At 67.9% G+C, this 17,097-nt stretch carries 19 protein-coding genes; 5 read left to right on the top strand and 14 right to left on the bottom strand.

From position 1 onward, the window contains the following. Window positions 1-314: 314 nt before the first annotated feature. The 7 genes from ACTWQN_RS01595 to ACTWQN_RS01565 form a co-directional block, all read right to left on the bottom strand. Window positions 315-839 carry a site-specific integrase gene (locus ACTWQN_RS01595; protein WP_443201472.1) on the bottom strand — a complete coding sequence of 175 codons (525 nt, stop codon included), beginning with the start codon at window positions 837-839 and terminating at the stop codon, window positions 315-317. A 149-nt stretch (window positions 840-988) separates the two neighbouring features. Continuing rightward, the gene (locus ACTWQN_RS01590) at window positions 989-1,444 is read right to left on the bottom strand and encodes a DinB family protein (protein WP_443201471.1); all 456 of its coding nucleotides are present in this window, start codon (window positions 1,442-1,444) and stop codon (window positions 989-991) included. 128 nt (window positions 1,445-1,572) lie between these two features. Beyond that, window positions 1,573-1,827, bottom strand: coding sequence for a hypothetical protein (locus ACTWQN_RS01585; protein ID WP_443201470.1), 255 nt, complete (start codon window positions 1,825-1,827; stop codon window positions 1,573-1,575). Between the two features lie 201 nt (window positions 1,828-2,028). Then, the gene (locus ACTWQN_RS01580; protein ID WP_443201469.1) at window positions 2,029-2,619 is read right to left on the bottom strand and encodes a hypothetical protein; all 591 of its coding nucleotides are present in this window, start codon (window positions 2,617-2,619) and stop codon (window positions 2,029-2,031) included. Next, the gene (locus ACTWQN_RS01575) at window positions 2,616-3,422 is read right to left on the bottom strand and encodes a hypothetical protein (protein WP_443201468.1); all 807 of its coding nucleotides are present in this window, start codon (window positions 3,420-3,422) and stop codon (window positions 2,616-2,618) included. The genes ACTWQN_RS01580 and ACTWQN_RS01575 overlap by 4 nt, the downstream gene beginning before the upstream one ends. Then, entirely contained in the window at window positions 3,419-3,751 is a 333-nt protein-coding gene (locus ACTWQN_RS01570) for a hypothetical protein (RefSeq protein ID WP_443201467.1), read from the bottom strand. The genes ACTWQN_RS01575 and ACTWQN_RS01570 overlap by 4 nt, the downstream gene beginning before the upstream one ends. Window positions 3,752-3,786: 35 nt before the next feature. Next, complete coding sequence (locus ACTWQN_RS01565) at window positions 3,787-4,479, bottom strand: tyrosine-type recombinase/integrase (RefSeq protein WP_443201466.1); 693 nt, start codon at window positions 4,477-4,479, stop codon at window positions 3,787-3,789. A 92-nt stretch (window positions 4,480-4,571) separates the two neighbouring features. Here ACTWQN_RS01565 and ACTWQN_RS01560 point away from each other — a divergent pair, with 92 nt between their 5' ends. After that, window positions 4,572-4,754, top strand: coding sequence for a hypothetical protein (locus ACTWQN_RS01560; RefSeq protein ID WP_443201465.1), 183 nt, complete (start codon window positions 4,572-4,574; stop codon window positions 4,752-4,754). 202 nt (window positions 4,755-4,956) lie between these two features. Beyond that, a complete protein-coding gene (locus ACTWQN_RS01555; RefSeq protein WP_443201464.1) occupies window positions 4,957-5,853 on the top strand; it encodes an RNA polymerase sigma-70 factor in 897 nt (298 codons plus the stop codon). A 194-nt stretch (window positions 5,854-6,047) separates the two neighbouring features. On the opposite strand, the gene ACTWQN_RS01550 is transcribed toward ACTWQN_RS01555, so the two are convergent. Next, window positions 6,048-6,533, bottom strand: coding sequence for a carboxymuconolactone decarboxylase family protein (locus tag ACTWQN_RS01550; RefSeq protein WP_443201463.1), 486 nt, complete (start codon window positions 6,531-6,533; stop codon window positions 6,048-6,050). A gap of 105 nt (window positions 6,534-6,638) precedes the next feature. Beyond that, window positions 6,639-7,676, bottom strand: coding sequence for an aldo/keto reductase (locus ACTWQN_RS01545; RefSeq protein WP_443201462.1), 1,038 nt, complete (start codon window positions 7,674-7,676; stop codon window positions 6,639-6,641). Window positions 7,677-7,751: 75 nt separating this feature from the next. On the opposite strand from ACTWQN_RS01545, the gene ACTWQN_RS01540 reads away from it, so the two are divergent. Continuing rightward, a complete protein-coding gene (locus ACTWQN_RS01540) occupies window positions 7,752-8,552 on the top strand; it encodes an SDR family NAD(P)-dependent oxidoreductase (RefSeq protein ID WP_443201461.1) in 801 nt (266 codons plus the stop codon). A 193-nt stretch (window positions 8,553-8,745) separates the two neighbouring features. Here ACTWQN_RS01540 and ACTWQN_RS01535 read toward each other — a convergent pair whose 3' ends face one another. Continuing rightward, window positions 8,746-9,393 (bottom strand): TetR/AcrR family transcriptional regulator, encoded by a 648-nt coding sequence (locus tag ACTWQN_RS01535; protein ID WP_443201460.1) that lies wholly within the window; start codon window positions 9,391-9,393, stop codon window positions 8,746-8,748. A 166-nt stretch (window positions 9,394-9,559) separates the two neighbouring features. Between ACTWQN_RS01535 and ACTWQN_RS01530 the strand changes: the two genes are divergently transcribed. Beyond that, window positions 9,560-11,770: a xanthine dehydrogenase family protein molybdopterin-binding subunit gene (locus tag ACTWQN_RS01530; protein ID WP_443201459.1), complete on the top strand. Its 2,211-nt coding sequence runs from the start codon at window positions 9,560-9,562 to the stop codon at window positions 11,768-11,770. 9 nt (window positions 11,771-11,779) lie between these two features. After that, on the top strand, window positions 11,780-12,655 hold the full coding sequence (locus ACTWQN_RS01525) for an SDR family NAD(P)-dependent oxidoreductase (protein WP_443201458.1): 876 nt from the start codon (window positions 11,780-11,782) through the stop codon (window positions 12,653-12,655). A 128-nt stretch (window positions 12,656-12,783) separates the two neighbouring features. Here ACTWQN_RS01525 and ACTWQN_RS01520 read toward each other — a convergent pair whose 3' ends face one another. The 4 genes from ACTWQN_RS01520 to ACTWQN_RS01505 all read right to left on the bottom strand — a co-directional run bounded on the left by ACTWQN_RS01520 (window position 12,784) and on the right by ACTWQN_RS01505 (window position 17,083). After that, window positions 12,784-13,587, bottom strand: coding sequence for a family 1 encapsulin nanocompartment shell protein (locus ACTWQN_RS01520; RefSeq protein ID WP_443201457.1), 804 nt, complete (start codon window positions 13,585-13,587; stop codon window positions 12,784-12,786). Continuing rightward, window positions 13,584-14,627, bottom strand: coding sequence for a Dyp-type peroxidase (locus tag ACTWQN_RS01515; protein ID WP_443201456.1), 1,044 nt, complete (start codon window positions 14,625-14,627; stop codon window positions 13,584-13,586). Before ACTWQN_RS01515 ends, ACTWQN_RS01520 begins: the two co-directional genes overlap by 4 nt. Before the next feature lie 259 nt (window positions 14,628-14,886). After that, window positions 14,887-15,813: an RNA polymerase sigma factor SigJ gene (gene sigJ, locus ACTWQN_RS01510; protein WP_443201455.1), complete on the bottom strand. Its 927-nt coding sequence runs from the start codon at window positions 15,811-15,813 to the stop codon at window positions 14,887-14,889. A gap of 85 nt (window positions 15,814-15,898) precedes the next feature. Beyond that, entirely contained in the window at window positions 15,899-17,083 is a 1,185-nt protein-coding gene (locus ACTWQN_RS01505) for an NAD(P)/FAD-dependent oxidoreductase (RefSeq protein WP_443201454.1), read from the bottom strand. Window positions 17,084-17,097: the final 14 nt, after the last annotated feature.

Raw genomic sequence — 17,097 nt, 5'->3', positions numbered from 1 at the left:
ACCTTCACCGACGAAGTCGCGCACTCGTTCTACCACCGAAGGTGGCCCACCGCAGGTCACAGCGCCGACAGTGGGCCAACTCCACCCGCACAGGCCATGAAATGCCGCATCGTGCAACGGGATGGATGTCTCAATTCTTGTCCGCTGACCGTTGATGTTCCCGATCGCCCATTGGGCCTTGCCCAACACATCGTTTGTCGACGGGCAATTGTCGTCATGTTTCTCAACGTCCGCTCATGCCGCGATGAGGGCGTTCAATGATGCCGTCGGCTGGACCGCCGCCGCAGTGCATTCGAGGGATCCAGCCGGGCCGGTCATCCATACGCGGTGATCGTTGGTAGGCCCAGGTCAACTGGTGCGACCCGGGCCAACCGCTTGGTCTCCTCCCGTTTCTGTCGGAGGAAGGTGAGGGTGAGGTCGATGCCTTCCACCTCACCGAGCCATGCCTCGTGCTCGGCGCGGGCGCGGCGGGCAAGCAGGTCTTCTTCGATCTCGTCGAGCCGTGGCAGCATTTTCGGGTGCATGGCGAGCATGGGGCAACGTAAACACGAATACTCATGTTGGCAAGGGGAACCGTATGGTCGCGTGCAACCGCCCAGCTCGACTTTTCGCCGGTCGAAGTGTTCCTCAAATTCGGACCACTCGCTGTCAGTAACAGGCTTGTACTCATCAACTGATCGTGACTGCCGTCGGCGGTCGAGGAATTCCTGGTAGTGGCGTACGACATCCTCGTTGAACACGGCGACGTATCCGCGAGTGGTTTGCAGGTTCAAGTGTCCGAGTAGTGCCGCACCGATATGGATGGGCAGGCCGTTGTTCACCAGGTCCGTGGCCAGCATTCGGCTTGTGTTCGCAGTCGCCGTGTGCGGCTGGGTTCGTGTGGCGATTGAGCTGCCTCGATTTGCGCCGCACGGATGTGCGACGCAAACGAGTGCGTGTGTTGCTTTTCTGCCTGGATGGCGTGACACAGATCACCCAGCTATCGCTGTTATGAAACGTCGGGGGTGGGCGCAGCGGGATGCTTGATCTGCTCGCGGAGGATGTCGCCGTGGCCAGCGTGACGCGCGAAGTCCTCGATCAAGAGCAGGTAGATAAACCGCAGGTTGACGTCACCGAGGCGGGGGTGTGTCCGGGTTTCGTCGAGGTTGAAGTCGGCGGCGATCGCGCGGGAACGCTCGCTGACGCGCTCGAATTCGGCGATCACGTCGGCCAGGGTCTCGTTGTCGTCGACGACGAAACTGGCGTCGCCCGATGTCGCGCCGCCGTCGCATTCGCTCTTGGGCAGGCCCGCCAGGATGTGCTGGAACCAGATCCGTTCGGCGACTGCGGCGTGCTTGAGCAATCCGATCGGCGTGGTCATCGACGCAACGAGGCGGCGGCGGGTGTCTTCTTCGGACAAGCCGCGCACCGTGTTGATTAATTCGGCCCGGTTGCGGTCGAGCATGCTTTCGAGCAAACGGCGTTCAGCGCCGATGGTGATTCGTGGTATCGACCATGTCATTGTCGGCTCGATTCTGTTGGTTCGGGTTGGATTTGCCTGTCGTACTGGTGGTTTTGGTCCTCGGCGCCTCTTCAGCAGGGACCGATGACCGCGTTTCGCCGCGGCAGGCGTGTGATCGATGTTCTGGCGTCGTCAGCCGCCTGACGTAGGCGGGTGATTTCCTCGTGTTGGGCGGCCAGGCGCGCGATGGCTTGTGCGCGGAAGTCGGTGAGTTCGTCGATCGTGCCGGTGGCCTCGGCGAGTCGCTCGCTGAGTGCGCGGTTGTCGGCTTTGAGACGCAAGATCTGCGCGTCGCGGGGGTCCGGGATGTCGCCAGCCTGTTGCATCGCGCGCAAGCGTTGTTCGAATTCTACTCTGAGGTGCGCGTAGGGGCGGTTGCCGTAGAAGGCGGTGCGGTCCCGGCTTCGGTGGCGAGGGTTTTGATGTCGCATCGGCCACCGGATCGGATCTCACCGCGTAGGAGCCGGTCGATGGCGGCGCGGATGCGGTTTTCGTTGGCAATGCGCTGTGCTGCGGTGATCCGCATGTCATTCCTTGGTCTGGTTGATGGCGGTGTCGATTGCGTCCAGGACGCCCAGCGCTCGGTTGAAATCGGCTTGCAGGCGGGCTCGTTCGGTCTTGCGGGTGGGTCCGAGGCTGCCGAGGAAAGTCTTAGTCTGCGCGGCGTGCTCGGCCCAGACCGGCCGGTGACAGGGGTGGTGGGTGGCTTGCGGGCAGCGCGCGGAGTCACACATACCGGCCAGGGGCCGGTCGGCGTTCGGGGTGCCGGCGAGTTTCAGGCAGAGCGCCCGGGACGGGTCGCTGAACCAGCAGTAGTTGGCCGTGCCCAAGTGCAGTGTCTGGGCGCGTCTGGTGAGCAGGTTGAGCACTTCCCGGTCGCTGCGCTGGGTTTTCGGCGGCCCCGTCTCACTGGTGGTGAGCTTGCCGTCGATGTGGGCGAAGAACTCGGTCAGTTCGTGAGCCCCTGGCCCAGCGGGCATGATGCCTTGCTGGTAGTTGCGGAACTCAGCCCAGACCAGATCCAGGTTGCGCTCGGTCTCGTGCTTGTTGACCTCAGCCAACAGCTCGGCTTGCGCCCCGCCCGGTCGAGACGCATATCCCTCCGTTGTTGCCGTCACGATGTGCTTGAGGTGCAGTTTCGCGGCGAGCAGGCCCCCGGGACGGTAGGCCAGCTCGATCGCCAGCGTGCGACGTAGAGCCCGAAGACTGACTGGGGTTTCGGGGATGGGAGCCAGACCGAGGCGCTGGCTGGCTGGCCCGTTGACCCAATTGCGGAACCATTTGTAGCGGGGGTTTTGTTCTGGCCGTGGCCGCAGGGCATCTCGGCGACGACCGACGGGGCGGCGTCTCCCCAGGGCTGTAGGTCCTCGGGAACGCGATCGCCGCTGAACAGCTCTCGATGGTTGACGAGGTCCACGACGGTCTGGGCGGCGGCGCGGCGGGTCGCGGGACTGCGTTCGCCGACGACTTGGCCGTTCTCGTCGAGCAGGTAGCGCCGGTGGGCAAGGTATGCCTCGCAGCGGTCGGCGTCCACCTCGCCAAGACTGGTGACGCCCTGGTCGGTGAGCCAGTTCAGGAACCGGGTCAGCTCGGCCAGGCGCGCGGCCGCGGTCAGCAGGTGCAGCGGAGTCCGGTAGGCGCGTGGCAAGGGCATCACCGCCTCATGCCTGGGGGCGAGCATGGCCGTGATCTGCTCCTTGGCGACCACCTGCCAGCGAGGGTTGGTGATCGCGGTGAAGTCGAACCGGCGGCTGACCTTGGACATCTGGTTCGGCAAGCCGATCACCGCGGTGAAATCCCAGAAAACGTCCTCGAACACCGGCCGATGTGTCCCGTCGGGCAGTGTCAAGCCAGCCTGATCACAGATGTCCAGGCCGGCGAACACTGAGCCGCGTTGCCCGAAGCCGAATGCGGTGGTCATCGAGTGGACTCCTCCGGGCGCAGGGGAACTTCGTCATCACGGTCGCCGATCTGGGCAGAAGCACGAGCCACGACGGCGGGGGCGAAACGGTCCAGCACGTCGCCGATCCGCTGGGAGTAAGGGCCGAACACGGCCATGAACTGGCCGGCGGGCATCTGCTGCCACTGGCAGGAGAAGAACGCCTTGAGCCGCAACAGGTTCGCCGCGTGCCGGGGCGCGAACACCGCCAGCGGGCAGAGCAGGCAGACCCACGGCCGGGCCGGGCAGGGTTTGCCTTTTCGGGCCGTGCAGGCCGGAAAGTTGGTCGGCGCAGGCCGCGGTGAACACATCGCGTTGTCCGCCGACGAGCTCGGTGATCACCGTGTCATCCAGGCCGAGCCCGGCGACCAGCTGCGGATAGTCCCGGGCGAGGGTGGCGGCGTCCTCGTCGGTCACGACCGTGGGCGGGTGGGCTTTGCGCAGCAGGTCGTGCTGTGTAGTTCGTGCCCAGCGCCTCATTGAGCCGTCGGAACACCGCTCGCAGTGCGTCGTAGTTCAGGGGCTGTCGGCCCAGTGGGCCGCCGGCTCGGCGCCGCCGGCGCAAGGTCCACCAGATTTGATCGCTCGCGTCCAGCTCACCGAGCTGATCCAGGTACAGGCGTAGCCAGACGAGGGCCTCCGCACTGGCCGGAAGCCATTGCTCGGCGCCGGTGCCTTTGCGGCGCACCCGGACCAGCTGATCGCCCCAGTCCACATCGGCGAGACGGATGCCCAGCAGCTCGGCCGCACGGGCACCGTTGCTGATCACTATCGCGACGATCGCGCGGTCCCGGTCCGATCGCAGTGCCGCGAACAATGCCGCCCAGCGCTGGTCAGAGATCACCCGCGGCCGGCGTTTGGGGACCGGTGGGTTGTAGCGCAGCCTGCCCTGCGGCCGGAACGGCTCCAGCGGGTTGTGGTGCGGGTTCGGGCGCCGCCCGTTCTTCCGCTCCTGCGGCACCGGATTGATCAGCGGACCCTCGCTGCGGTCGATCCAGAACTCGTAGAACGCGCGCAACACCGCGTTGCTGTGCCGCACCGTCCGAGGTTGGTACCGGTCGTCGCCTGGTCCCACTCAACCTCGGTCACGATCAGCCAGCGCCACCACCGCAGCAGCGCGTAGGCGTAGCTGTGGACGCTGCCCTGTCGGCGTCCACGGGCAACGAAGTCACGCAGAAACCGCCGCACGGGATCGATCGGCCGGCCCTCGTCGTCCAGCACGACGAACGACACGACGGCATCGGGTACCGGCGCGACGCGTCCCCACTGCGGCAGAAGCAGCGTGTCGATCTCGCGCTCGGGATCGACCGGTAGCACCATGCAGCTTCCTCCAACTCGGCTGCACGACTCATATCGGGAGAGTTCTCGTCACCACCGCCGACACGCAGGTGTGTCGCGCCGTAGTCCGGTCAATATGTCGGTGCGCGACATGCGTCACGCACCGGCGCTGTCACAACTCGGTGGGGTCCGGTGTCTCGTGGTTGACACCGGCAAACCGCCGAGACAGGAGGCACCCATGAGCGAGGACGGCCGCCCGGACCCCGCTACTGAGGCGTTCGTCGCCCACCGCAACCTGCTCTTCACGGTCGCCTACGAACTGCTCGGCTCGGCCGCCGACGCGGAGGACGTCCTGCAGGAGACCTGGCTGCGGTGGGCGGACGTCGATCTGGACACGGTGCGGGACCAGCGTGCGTACCTGGTGCGGATCACCACCCGCCAGGCGCTCAACCGAATGCGTACCCTCGACCGGCGCAAGGAGTCCTACGTCGGCCCCTGGCTGCCCGAGCCGCTGCTGACCGCGCCCGACGTGGCCGAGGACGTCGAGCTCGCCGACAACGTCTCGATGGCGATGCTGCTGGTGTTGGAGACCCTCGCGCCGACCGAGCGGGCGGTGTTCGTGCTGCGCGAGGTGTTCGATCTCGGCTACGACGAGATCGCGGAAGCCGTCGACAAGAGTCCGGCCGCGGTCCGCCAGATCGCGCACCGGGCACGGGCGCACGTCGCCGCGCGCCGACCGCGCGACGTCGTCTCCCCGGCCGATATGCGAAATGTGCTGGACGCGTTCCAACGGGCGATCGAGACCGGCGACCTGCAGAGCCTGGTCGACATCCTGGCGCCGGACGTCGTCGCCTTGGCCGACGGTGGCGGAGTCAAGCAGGCCGTGCCGCGGCCCGTCGTGGGCGCCGACAAGGTGGCTCGCTTGTTCGGCGTCGGCTTGAAAATGGTCGGCGACGAGCTGTCGGTCGAGCCGGTACAGGTCAATGGCTGCCCCGCTCTGCTCATGCGGCTGGGTGGGGAGATCGACAGCGTGGTGGCGGTGCGGATCGAGGACGGCCTCGTCACCGGGCTCTACACCGTGCGCAATCCCGAGAAACTGTCGCGCGTGGAGTGCGAGACCGCTTTGAGCCGTTGAGGCCGGGGCCCCATCGCCGACCGTTGCCGCCGCGACCACAGCGTTGACTTCTCACGTCACGTCGGTCCGGCCGCCGAGCAGTCACGAACGTCGTGCCCCGCAACAACGGATGCCAGCACGGCGGGACGCCCCGGCGAAGGGGGTACTGCCGCTGGTGCGAGACGGCACCAGCGGCCCCGACCAAGTACTCCTCGTTATCCGAACTGGGCGTGCTGGCCGGGCTGGTAGTCCCCGGCGGCGGGCTGCTGGACGATGACGCTCAGGCGGTTCATGGTGTTCATGACGGCGATGAGCAACACCAAGGCGGTGAGCTGGTCCTCGTCGTGGTGCTTGGCGGCATTCGCCCAGACCTCGTCCGGGACACCACCAGCCGCGTCGGCGATGCGGGTACCCTGCTCCGCCAACTCGAAGGCAGCGCGCTCGGCCTCGGTGAACACCGTGGCCTCCCGCCAGACCGCGACCAGGTTCAGGCGCACCGAGGTCTCCCCGGCGTGTGCGGCCTCCTTGGTGTGCATGTCGACGCACACACCGCAACCATTGATCTGACTGACGCGCAGCGCCACCAACTCTCGCGTCGCGGCTGGCAACGTCGAGTCCCTGGCCACCCTGCCCGCCGAGATGATGCCCTTCAGGGCCTTGGCCGCGACCGGGTTGCCGAGGAGGTTCAAACGAGCGTCCATAGTGGACTCCTTGTCATTGTTGGGTGGTTGCACCCCTCTGCCACCCACAAGACACCGGCCCCCGGCGTTCTGTGACAGAACACCGAACGAATGTGGCGCGTCGGATCAGGTGGTCGCGTACCGCTCGCCCTTGACCAGCGCGGGATCGAACGTCGCGGACAGCAGTGCGACGTCGTCGGCGCTGAGCGGGACTGCGGTGGCCTGGATGTTCTCGCGCACGTGGGCGATCCGCTTCGTGCCCGGGATCGGCGCCACGTCCAGCGGCTGGGCCAGTAGCCAGGCCAGCGCCACCTGGCCGGGCGGGTAGCCCTTGTCGGCAGCGAACTTCCGCAGCTGTTCCACCAGGAAGAGGTTGTGGTCGAAGTTCTCGCCCTGGAATTTCGGCACGGTGGAACGAAAATCGGTCTCGCCGAAGGACGTGTCTCGGGTGATCCGGCCGGTCAGCATGGCGCGACCGAGCGGGCAGTAGGGGACGAGCGTGATGCCCAGCTGGCGGCAGGCTGGCACCACGTCGGCTTCGATTCCCCGTTCCCACAGGGAGTACTCGCTTTGCAACGCGGAGATCGGGTGCACGGCGGCGGCCCGGCGGATGATGTCCGCTGCCACGTTGCTCAGCCCGATGGCCCGCACCTTTCCCGCCGCGACGAGGTCCGCCATGGCGCCGACGGTGTCTTCGATGGGGACCTTCGGGTCGAGGCGGTGGTAGTAGTACAGGTCGATCCGGTCGGTGCCCAGGCGTCGCAAGCTCGCGTCGCACGCCTCGGCGACGTACTCCGGGCGGCCGTCGAACACGGTGCCGTCCGGCATCGGCCTCGCCGAGAACTTGGTCGCCAGCACCACGTCGTCGCGCCTGCCCTCAAGCGCCGTGCCGAGCAGCTCCTCGTTGTGGCCGAAGCCGAGGCTGGATTGTCCGGGTGCGGCGGTGGCGGCGCCGTAGATGTCCGAGGTGTCCAGGAAGTCGACCCCGAGGTCGAGGGCGGCCCGGATGGTGCGAACGGACTCCGCGGGATCGGCCTCGCCGTAGAACTGCGACATGCCCATGCAGCCGAGTCCGACGGGTCGGATCCGAATGTCGGAATGGCCGAGGACGACTGTGGCCGTGCTCCCGGTCGCGTCCGTGAGGTTATCAAGATTGGTTCCCATGCCCTTAAGTCTACACTGGTATACTTAAGGCTGAACCCGAGTGCGGGGGAAAGCGGGCATGGAGAGGCAATACCGATGGACTTGAAGCTGACTGGCAAGCGGGCGCTGGTGACGGGCTCGACTCAGGGGCTGGGGGAGGCGACCGCCAGGATGCTGGCGGCCGAAGGCGCCGCTGTGGTGATCCACGGCCGGGACGAAACGCGCGCGAAGGCCGTGGCCGAGGCGGTGTGCGCCGACGGAGGGCGGGCGGACGTCGCGATCGGCGACCTGTCCACCGATTCCGGTGCCGATGCCGTGGCGGCGGCCGTCCTGGCAGGCGGCGTGGTGGACATCCTCGTCAACAACGCGGGAGCCTACGACCAGGTGTCGTGGCCAGACGCCACGCCCGACATCTGGGCTCGAACCTACAACGTGAACGTGATCTCCGGGGTCAGGATGATCCAACGCCTCGTGCCCGAGATGAGAAAGCGGCGGTGGGGCCGGGTGATCACCATCGGCGGCGGTCTGGCGATCCAGCCGATGGCGGTTCAGCCGCACTACAACGCGTCATTGGCCGCTCGGCACAACCTCGCGGTCTCGCTCGCCCGCGAACTGGCGGACACCGGGGTGACGTCCAACGTCGTCGCGCCCGGCGCGATCCTGGTGGACTCCGTCCGCGAACTTCTGGTGGACGCCGCGCCTGCGCACGGCTGGGGCGAGGCATGGGAGGAAATCGAGCGCGCGGCCGTGCGTGACTGGGTCCCCAACGACATCGGCCGGTTCGGGCGGCCGTGCGAGATCGCGGCGGCCGTCGCATACCTGGCCAGCCCGCACGCCGATTACGTCAGCGGGGCCACCATTCGCGTCGACGGCGGCACCATCCGGTCCGTTCACTGAGGGCGCCGCGGCACCTCTCGATCTCGCCAGACGGCCGAGTCGCTGCGCCAGGGCACATCAGAATCCACAATGGACACGAATCGATCGGGCGCGATGACTATGTCCACAGTGTTCAGTGATCACTGGGAAGTGAGTGCTGAGCCGATCAGCGAAACGATCGCTACCGAAGTGATTACCGCTCGCCGGGCGGTGGTCAGGATCGGTCGACCGGGTCGCTGGTGTGGCAGGTGCTTGATTCGCCGGGGCAGGGTTCGACCATCGGCTGGAACATCGCGGCGAGCGAGCGGACGAGGTCCTCGGAATCCGCCCGCTGGAGTCCGCGCGTGCCGAGGATCCGCCGCATCAGCCAAAATCCGGCGATGAGGGACAGGAACAGTTCGGCCCGCTCCGCGAGCCGTTTCCCCGGCAGCACTTCCGTCAGGTGGCGTTCCACGTGCCGTTCGATGCCAGCGCGGATGATCTCGGCGGAGCGCGGGTTCCCGGCGGAGCGCAACATCAGCAGGTACGGGTCGAGTTGTTCGGCTTCCGGTGCCGTTTTGGCCACCAGCAGTTCGGCGACGTCCCGGCTCAGCGTCGCGGGGTCATCGGTCACGACGCTGCGGGGCGCGAAGGCGACGTCCACCACCTCGGCGAAGAGTTGTTCCTTCGACCCGAAGTACCGGTTGACCAGCATCGCGGTTACCCCGGCCGCCTGCGCGATCTCGCGCACCCCCACCCCGTCGTAGCCGTGCCGCGTGAACGCGACGTGTGCCGACCGCAGGATCGCCTCGCGGGTCGCCGCCGCGTTGCGCTTGCGCTTGGGTGGGGCGCCATGCGCCGCGTCGGGATCGTGGCCAACCATGTCTACAAGTGTAGAGTAAGTGCGGACGGGACTCCTGGTAGCCCGCTTCCGAGTCGAGAATTCGCTGTTCAAAGCAACATCGCGTCCGCTGTCGGCCAACGGGTTCGAACCCGCGCTGGCCCGGCGGATTCTGATCCGAGCGCTTCTGAGCCTGGAGGATTGTGACATGCCCGATTCCCCGATGGGCGGCGACATCAGCAGGGTGGACGGCCCCCTCAAGGTCACCGGAGCCGCCAAGTACAGCTCCGACCACAACTTCCCGGGCCTGGTCTACGGCCACGCCGTGGTCAGCACGACGGGCAACGCCGCAATCCGCGCGATGGACGTGAGCGGCGCGCTGTCGGCTCACGGAGTGCTCGCGGTCTACACACCGTTCGACACGTTGAAGCTGCTCCCCGGACCGGGGCCGCTGGGGCAGATGTGGCTTCCCCTCCAGGACCGTGAAGTCGGCCACCAAGGCCAGATCATCGGCCTGGTGGTCGCCGAAAGCCTGGAACAGGCCCGCGACGCCGCCGCGAAGGTCCAGGTCGACTACGAGCACCGCCCGGTGGCCGCCTCGTTCGAAGCGGGCGTGGCCACCGCCGAGACTCCGGAGGTCTGGGACTTCCAACCTGCCGTGCTCGACTTCCTCGCCGACGGTGTGGAGTCCATCGAGCAGGCTGTAGCGGCGAGCGAGCACATCTTCTCGGCCAGCTACACGACACCGTTCCAGGGCCACGCGGCGATGGAGCCGCACTCCGCGGTAGCCCGCTGGGAAGACGGCACGCTGACCGTCTACACGGGAAACCAGGGAGTCGGCCTCGTGGTCGCCGACCTCGCCGCCGCCCTCGGCCTCGACGAGTCGCGCATCCACGGGATCAGCCCGTTCACCGGCGGCTCCTTCGGCGGCAAGTTCTTCACCGGCGCGCACACCTACCTCGCTGCGGCGGCCGCGCGTGCCCTCGGCAGGCCCGTCAAGGTCGTGCTCACCCGGGAACAGGTGTTCTCCGGCACCATGCTGCGTTCGGCCACGGCACAGCGGATCTGGCTGGGCGCGGAATCCGACGGCAGGCTCACCGCGCTGCGGCACGACTCCTGGTCCAGCCGGTCGCCGCTGGTGGACCTGCCGGGCGGCGAAGCAGCCGCCCACCGCACGTCGCGCAGCTGGTACGCGGCGGACAACATCGGCATCCGGCACCGGGTCATGACCCTGAACACGGCGCCGACCTCGATCATGCGCGCCCCGGGCGAGGCCACGGGCTCGTTCGCCCTGGAGACCGCGTTCGACGAACTCGCGGTCCAGTTGGGCATCGATCCGATCGAGCTGCGCATGAAGAACTACGCCACGATCTTCCAGGGACGGGGCGTGCCGTGGTCGAGCAAGCATCTCGACGAGTGCTACGCCGTCGGTGCGCAACGGTTCGGCTGGGATCGCCGCAACCCCGAGCCGGGGTCGGTCGTGGACGGTGACTGGCTCGTGGGCATGGGGATGGCCACCGCCATCCACCCCACCTACCGGAGGTCCGCGTCGATGACCGTGCGACTGCGGCCGGACGATGTCGCTGAAGTCTCGGGTAGCGCCGCGGACATCGGGACCGGCATGTGGACCGTGGTGGCGATCGTCGGCGCCGACGCGCTGGGCATCCCGCTTGAGCGGGTGGCGGCGAGGATCGGGGATTCGACGCTGGCACCAGCTGGCTTCGTCGGCGGGAGCACCGGCACCGCCTCCGTGAGCCCGGCCATCATGGCCGCGGCCGACGCGGTGAAACGGGAGCTGATCGACCTGGCGATCACGCAACCCGCCTCGCCGTTGCACGGGCTGCGCGCCGAGGACGTCGGCTATGGCGAAGGCCGTCTCACGGCGGGCGGCCGTACCCTCGGCTTCGGCGAGTTGCTGCGCACCGTGCGCAGTCCCGGCATCAGCGCCGTCGGCTCCGCGGGTCCCGGTGACGAGGCCGACGACTACGCCTTCTGCTCGTTCGGAGCCCAGTTCTGCGAGGTGCGGGTCAATCGGTGGACCGCCGAGACGCGGGTGTCCCGACTGCTCAGCGTCATGGACGTGGGCCGGGTGGTCAACCGCAAGACCACCCGCGGCCAGATCATCGGTGGCGTGGTGTGGGGCGTCTCCGCCGCGCTGCACGAAGGACTGCACATCGAAGAGTCGGGACGGTTGGCCAACGGCAACCTCGCCGAGTACCTGGTGCCCGTGAACGCCGACATCCCGGCGATCGACGTGCACCTCCTCGACCACCCCGACCTGAACCACAATCCCGCCGGTGTGCGCGGGGCCGGTGAAATCGGCATCGTCGGTGTGGCGGCCGCGGTCGGCAACGCCGTCTACAACGCCACCGGCAAGCGGATTCGCGATCTGCCGATCACCATCGAAAAACTGCTCTAGGAGAACAGCATGCCGAGAACGTGGTTCATCACCGGCGCGGCCGGTGGTCTCGGACAGGAACTGATCCGGGCCCTCCTCGATTCCGGCGACCGTGTCATGGCGACCGATCTCGCCCCCGGCGCCCTGGACGCCGTGCTGCGCGATGCCGGTGACCAGCTGCGGTTCCACCCGTTGGACGTGACCGACGCGGGCGCCGCGCGAGCGGCCGTGGCGAGGACGCTGGAGGAATTCGGCTCGCTCGATGTCGTCGTCAACAACGCCGGGTACCGCAGCGTTGGGTCCATTGAGGACATGCCGGAAGCCGAATTCCGGCGGAACATAGAGGTCAACCTGTTCGGCGTGGTGAACGTCACCCGCGCCGTGCTACCGGTCCTGCGGGGCCAGCGAGGCGGGCACATCTTCCAGATCTCGACCATCGGCGGCCGCCGGGCACAGCCCGGCATCGCCGCCTACCAGACGTCGAAATGGGCCGTGGGCGGGTTCACCGAGATCCTGGCCCGTGAGGTGGCGCCGCTGGGCATCCGAGCGACCCTGGTCGAACTGGGCGGAGTCCGCACGGGGTGGTCGCAGGATCCGCTTCCACAGACCGAGATCCGCGCGGAGTACCGGCCCACGGTCGGCCGGTTCGTGGCCACCTACAACCAGAATCCGGACGTGCAGCGGGGCGACCCGGTCAAGATCGCCGAACTGATCGTGGCAATGGCCGACGAGCCCGAACCGCCGGTCCGGCTCCTGCTCGGCTCCGACGCAGCCTGGCTCGCACCGCAGATCCGCGCGGCGCGCGCCACCGAAGACGAGAAGTGGCGCCACCTCAGCGTTTCGACCGACTTCGACGGACTCGGCGACTTCGCGGAGACGGAGGTCGCGAAGATGGTCCGGCCCTGACCGACGGCCCTGACCGATGACAGAGCCGGTCGGAACCTGCCGCCATCCATCGCACCAGCAGGACATGCGGTGGCCAGCCTGCGCAAGGGGCGCTAGGTCTGTTGTGCTGGGCTTGGAGATCCGTCGAGTCAGGGCGCTGCCGCCAGCGGTACCACGGCTTCGCTGGTGTACGCGAGGAATGTCAGCGTTTCCTGGAAGTACAGCCGTACGCTCGTCGCGTCGTGCCACAGGTAGCCGATCGAGACGTCTTGGCCGAGGCGTAGTTCGAAGTCACCGCCACGGGTGGACAGCAGGAACGCTCCGTTGATGGCAGGCGCCCAGATGATCTGATCGCCCAGCAACTGGACGAGGTGCTGGTAGACCGGATAGCCGTGGTCGGAGATCTCGCTGACGGCGGCGTAGGTGGCGGCGCTGAGCGCCAGCGCGTAGGGGCCGTCCACTCCGGCCAGCCGGAGCGTGGACAGCGCTTCGCCGATGACGTCGGGGTACCTGTGCACTTCTGCCGGGAGGGTCAGCTCGGGGTTGGAAGAGCTGGCGCGCATGCCGGTGATATCGGCGGCGGTGCATCCCTCGAACACCGCGCGGTCCTCGGCGAACGCGAGCTCCTTCGCGCCGTCCTTCACCGGTTGCCAGTCGGCGTCCTTGGCCCCGCGTTCGACGTCGTCGACCTGCTGGCGATCGACGGTGAAGGGCACCCGCAGTTCGACGATCGGCTGGCTGCGGCGAGCGTGCGCCGCCACATCCGCGGCGGGGGAGTCGACGGCGTTCAGGTGGCCGGTGTTGACCGCGGCCAGTTCGAGCCCGCCCGGCTCGGGCACGTCGACGAGGCGGCGTGCGGCCGAGTGGCGGGCGAAGGTGCGTCGCGCCTCGTTCTCCAGGTCGGCCCAGGCGGCGTCCGAGATGGGGGCCAGTTCGCGGTGCAGGTTGTTCATCGGGCTGCCCTCCCGTTCAGGTCGCCGATTCCCAGGCAGCCGTCGGGCAGGGCCTGGATGTGCCGAGCCGGTTCGGCCGCGTCGGTTCCGGTCTTGGGTGGATCAGGGAGGTTGTCGAGGAAATCGGCGTTCGGCGCGAAGAACAGCGTTCCGGTCACGGCCGTGGAGAAGTCCAGGATGCGGTCGTGGCGTGCCGGGGGATCCCCCAGGAACATGTTGCGCAGCATCTTCTCGGTCACCTCCGGCGTGCGCGCGTACCCGATGAAATAGGTGCCGAACTCACCTCGACCGACGCTGCCGAAGGGCATGTTGTCCCGGAGTATCTCCCGTTTGGTGCCGTCGGGGTCGGTGATCGAGGTCAGGGCGACGTGCGAATCGGCGGGCTTCACGGCGTCGTCCAGTTCGATGTTGGTCAGCTTGGTGCGGCCGATGACGTTCTCCTGCGCCTCGGTCGAAAGGGCGTTCCAGGCGTCCAGGTCGTGCAGGTACTTCTGCACGATGATGTAGCTGCCGCCGGTGAAGTCCGGATCCTCGTCGCCGACCAGCACCGCCGCGCTGGCCGCTGGCCCGACGGGGTTCTCGGTGCCGTCCATGAAACCGAGCAGGTCGCGGATGTCGAAGTACTTGAAACCATGCACTTCGTCACGCACCGTCACCGCCCCGCGCAGGCGGTCCATGATCTGGCTGGCGAGCCCGAAGCACAGGTCGAGCCGCATGGCCCGGATGTGGAAGAGCAGGTCGCCCGGGGTGGACACGGCGTGGTACCGGGGCCCGGTCAGTTCTCGGAACGGATGCAGTTCGGCGGGTCGCGGCCCGCTGAAGAGCCGATCCCACGCCTGCGAACCCACCCCGGCGACGCAGCTCAGCCTGCCCTCGGGCATCCCGAAGCCGACGCCCCGCTGTAACCCCGACAGGTCGGCCAACAGGTCCCGGGCGATCGGTTCGCGACCTGGGTCCACGGTGACCACCAGGAAGATCGCCGCGGCCGTCAGAGGGCTCAACACCGGCTGCGGAATTGTGGGTCGCGCGGGTTCGGCCATCGCCACTCCCTCGGTCGTCGCCTCGCGTTGCCCGCCAGCACAAGCGTGCTGCCACCACGCGCGGGATGCATCCCGAAAAGAGCCCCGAAAAGAGCAGCCTCGTGCGCAGGCGCCGGGCTCCGGCCCTGCGCCCGCGTGGGGTGCCACCTAGGCTGGGAAAAGTCGGACGCGGCAAGGCGGAGATGGCCAAGCGGGCGGGATTGCCAGGCGCAGCAGACGATTCGGTCCGCCCGTGCCCCGAGGATGTCGTGGTGCGTCTTCAGACGGATCGAGCGGTCGCGAGTTGGGTTGTGATGAAGGCGAGCTTGGCCGGGTTGAGGATCGCGCGGACAGCGACGATCCCGTCCTCGGTGAGTTCGGGCACGATGACGACGGTGAGCATGCCCGCCTCCCGCACCAGGACCGCTGGTGTGTCGTTGACCGTCGCGATGGCGTAGGTGGCGGTCACCGCCCGATCCGTCGCGGCGAGCGCGGTCAACATCCGGGCGATCTTGAACCGGCCGAAGGCGGGATGTCGGGTCGCCGCGACCTCGCCGCCGCCGTCGGACCACGCGGTCGCGTCCTCGGTGAGCAGCCGTTCGAGACCGGTGAGGTCACCGCCCACGGCCGCGGCGAGGAACTGTTCGACGATTTTCTCGCGCTGCTCAGGAGTTGCGGTGAATCGGCGTCGTGGCTCCCCGACGTGCGCCCGCGCGCGGCTGTAGAGCTGGCGGGCGTGCACCTCGTCGATGTCGAGGATTTCGGCGATTTCCCGGTGGCTGTAGTCGAACGCCGAGCGCAGCACGAAGGCGGCGCGTTCCGGCGGGGTGAGCCGTTCCAACAGCACCAGCACGCCCAGCGACAGGGAATCCCGCCGCTCCGCCACTTCCACCGGATCCTGCTCGCGCCCCGGGCCGGTGAGCCCCAGACCGTTGAGCCCCAGACCGGTGAGCACCGGCTCGGGCAGCCACGGCCCCACGTAGCGTTCGCGCCGGGCCCGCGCGGACGCGAGACGGCTCAGGCACAGATTGGTGACCACTTTGGTCAGCCACGCCGCCGGAACGGCGATGTCCTGGCCTTCCCGCCAACGCAGGTAGGCGTCCTGGACGACGTCTTCGGCTTCCGCGGCTTCGCCCAACATCCGGTAGGCCAAGCCGAACATGCGCGCGCGGTTGGCCTCGAACGACGCCAGCTCCTGCGGATCCACAACGCCAAGGGTGCCAGCTCCGGCGCTGGACGGATGACGAGACTCCGAGCCACCACGACACATTGAAGCGATCCGTCACTCACCGTCACGCTCGGCGTCGAGTCGCGGTCGAGGGGGCGAATCGGCGAGCGCGCGGGTACGGGCCGTTGAGTCGTTGGGACCGCTTGGCGGCGAATCGGACTACCAGTTCTTTCGCCAAGGCGGCTCGTCGTCCGATGAAGATGATCGGGCGCGGGGTGTCGTCGGTGCGCACGAACTGGAACAGGCCGTCGCGGCGGCCCAGGCTGACGTTCTGCGCGAGGTACGTGAACCGGTGCTTGCGCGGCGTCCGGCCGCTCAGGCGGGCGACGATGGCATCCGCGGCCGTGACGGCCATCGGGGTGCCGGTCGCGCAGGCCATGCGCAGCTCGCGCCCACCCGGGCCGGGCACCGTGGCGGCGTCACCGACCGCGTAGACATCCGGGTCCGAGACCGACCGCTGCGTGCCGTCGACAACGATTCGACCGCTGGCGTCCACTTCCAGCAGCGAGTTCCGAGCCAACTCCGAAACCGCGAATCCAGCGTTCCAGAGCACCGCGTCGGCAGCGATGGAAGTCCCGTCGACGAGGCGCAAACCGTCGTGGGATACCGCTGCGACCTTCACGTGCTCCCGGATCTCCACGCCCAGACGGGAAAGGGTTCGGTGGATGTGCGCTCGCCCCGCGGCCGAAAGACCTGGGCCGACCACGTCACCGGATACCAGGCTGATTCGCAGCGCGGGGTGCGCTTCGGCGAGTTCGGCTGCCGCTTCGATTCCGGTCAGGCCAGCCCCCACCACGCATACCCGCCCGCCGGACCTGGCGAGGCCGGGTAGCGCGCGGCTCGCGAAATCGGCGGCGTGATCGAGTTCGGCGAGGGTGTGCGCGTGGTCGGCGACGCCTGGCACCGTGTGCGTGTCGGCGTAGCTGCCGAGCGCGTAGACCAGCGTGTCGTAGCTGACCGTCCGAAGTGGACCTTCTTGCTGGATTCGGAGCTGCTTCGTCGTCCGGTCGAGTTCGCGCACCACTCCCACCACGACCTCGATTCCGGTGCCGCGCACCAATTCGGTGAGCGCAGGCGTGCGCAACCGCTGGCCCGCGGCCAACTGGTGCAGCCGGACCCGTTCGACGAAGTGCTCCCGAGCGTTGACCAGGGTGACCTGGACCTGTGCGGGGCGGACTTGTCGCGCAATGCGTTTCGCCGCCATCAGGCCCGCATAACCCGCGCCGATCACGACCACGTGGTGACTCATCGCGTTTCCCCTCC

It is taken from the genome of Saccharopolyspora antiqui (genome assembly GCF_052246905.1).
Classification (GTDB): Bacteria; Actinomycetota; Actinomycetes; order Mycobacteriales; family Pseudonocardiaceae; genus Saccharopolyspora.
The sequence above is the reverse complement of the archived record's forward strand: the minus strand, read 5'-3'. Positions and strand labels throughout refer to the sequence as shown.

What these genes read in the sequence shown, in the direction of transcription:
- ACTWQN_RS01575 (WP_443201468.1), bottom strand. Translation starts at nt 3,422, where the DNA reads ATGACCACCGCATTCGGCTTCGGGCAACGCGGCTCAGTGTTCGCCGGC.
- ACTWQN_RS01590 (WP_443201471.1), bottom strand. Translation starts at nt 1,444, where the DNA reads ATGCTCGACCGCAACCGGGCCGAATTAATCAACACGGTGCGCGGCTTG.
- ACTWQN_RS01505 (WP_443201454.1), bottom strand. Translation starts at nt 17,083, where the DNA reads ATGAGTCACCACGTGGTCGTGATCGGCGCGGGTTATGCGGGCCTGATG.
- ACTWQN_RS01540 (WP_443201461.1), top strand. Translation starts at nt 7,752, where the DNA reads ATGGACTTGAAGCTGACTGGCAAGCGGGCGCTGGTGACGGGCTCGACT.
- ACTWQN_RS01550 (WP_443201463.1), bottom strand. Translation starts at nt 6,533, where the DNA reads ATGGACGCTCGTTTGAACCTCCTCGGCAACCCGGTCGCGGCCAAGGCC.
- ACTWQN_RS01515 (WP_443201456.1), bottom strand. Translation starts at nt 14,627, where the DNA reads ATGGCCGAACCCGCGCGACCCACAATTCCGCAGCCGGTGTTGAGCCCT.
- ACTWQN_RS01555 (WP_443201464.1), top strand. Translation starts at nt 4,957, where the DNA reads ATGAGCGAGGACGGCCGCCCGGACCCCGCTACTGAGGCGTTCGTCGCC.
- ACTWQN_RS01595 (WP_443201472.1), bottom strand. Translation starts at nt 839, where the DNA reads ATGCTGGCCACGGACCTGGTGAACAACGGCCTGCCCATCCATATCGGT.
- ACTWQN_RS01545 (WP_443201462.1), bottom strand. Translation starts at nt 7,676, where the DNA reads ATGGGAACCAATCTTGATAACCTCACGGACGCGACCGGGAGCACGGCC.
- ACTWQN_RS01585 (WP_443201470.1), bottom strand. Translation starts at nt 1,827, where the DNA reads ATGCAACAGGCTGGCGACATCCCGGACCCCCGCGACGCGCAGATCTTG.
- ACTWQN_RS01525 (WP_443201458.1), top strand. Translation starts at nt 11,780, where the DNA reads ATGCCGAGAACGTGGTTCATCACCGGCGCGGCCGGTGGTCTCGGACAG.
- ACTWQN_RS01570 (WP_443201467.1), bottom strand. Translation starts at nt 3,751, where the DNA reads ATGTGTTCACCGCGGCCTGCGCCGACCAACTTTCCGGCCTGCACGGCC.
- ACTWQN_RS01530 (WP_443201459.1), top strand. Translation starts at nt 9,560, where the DNA reads ATGCCCGATTCCCCGATGGGCGGCGACATCAGCAGGGTGGACGGCCCC.
- ACTWQN_RS01520 (WP_443201457.1), bottom strand. Translation starts at nt 13,587, where the DNA reads ATGAACAACCTGCACCGCGAACTGGCCCCCATCTCGGACGCCGCCTGG.
- ACTWQN_RS01535 (WP_443201460.1), bottom strand. Translation starts at nt 9,393, where the DNA reads ATGGTTGGCCACGATCCCGACGCGGCGCATGGCGCCCCACCCAAGCGC.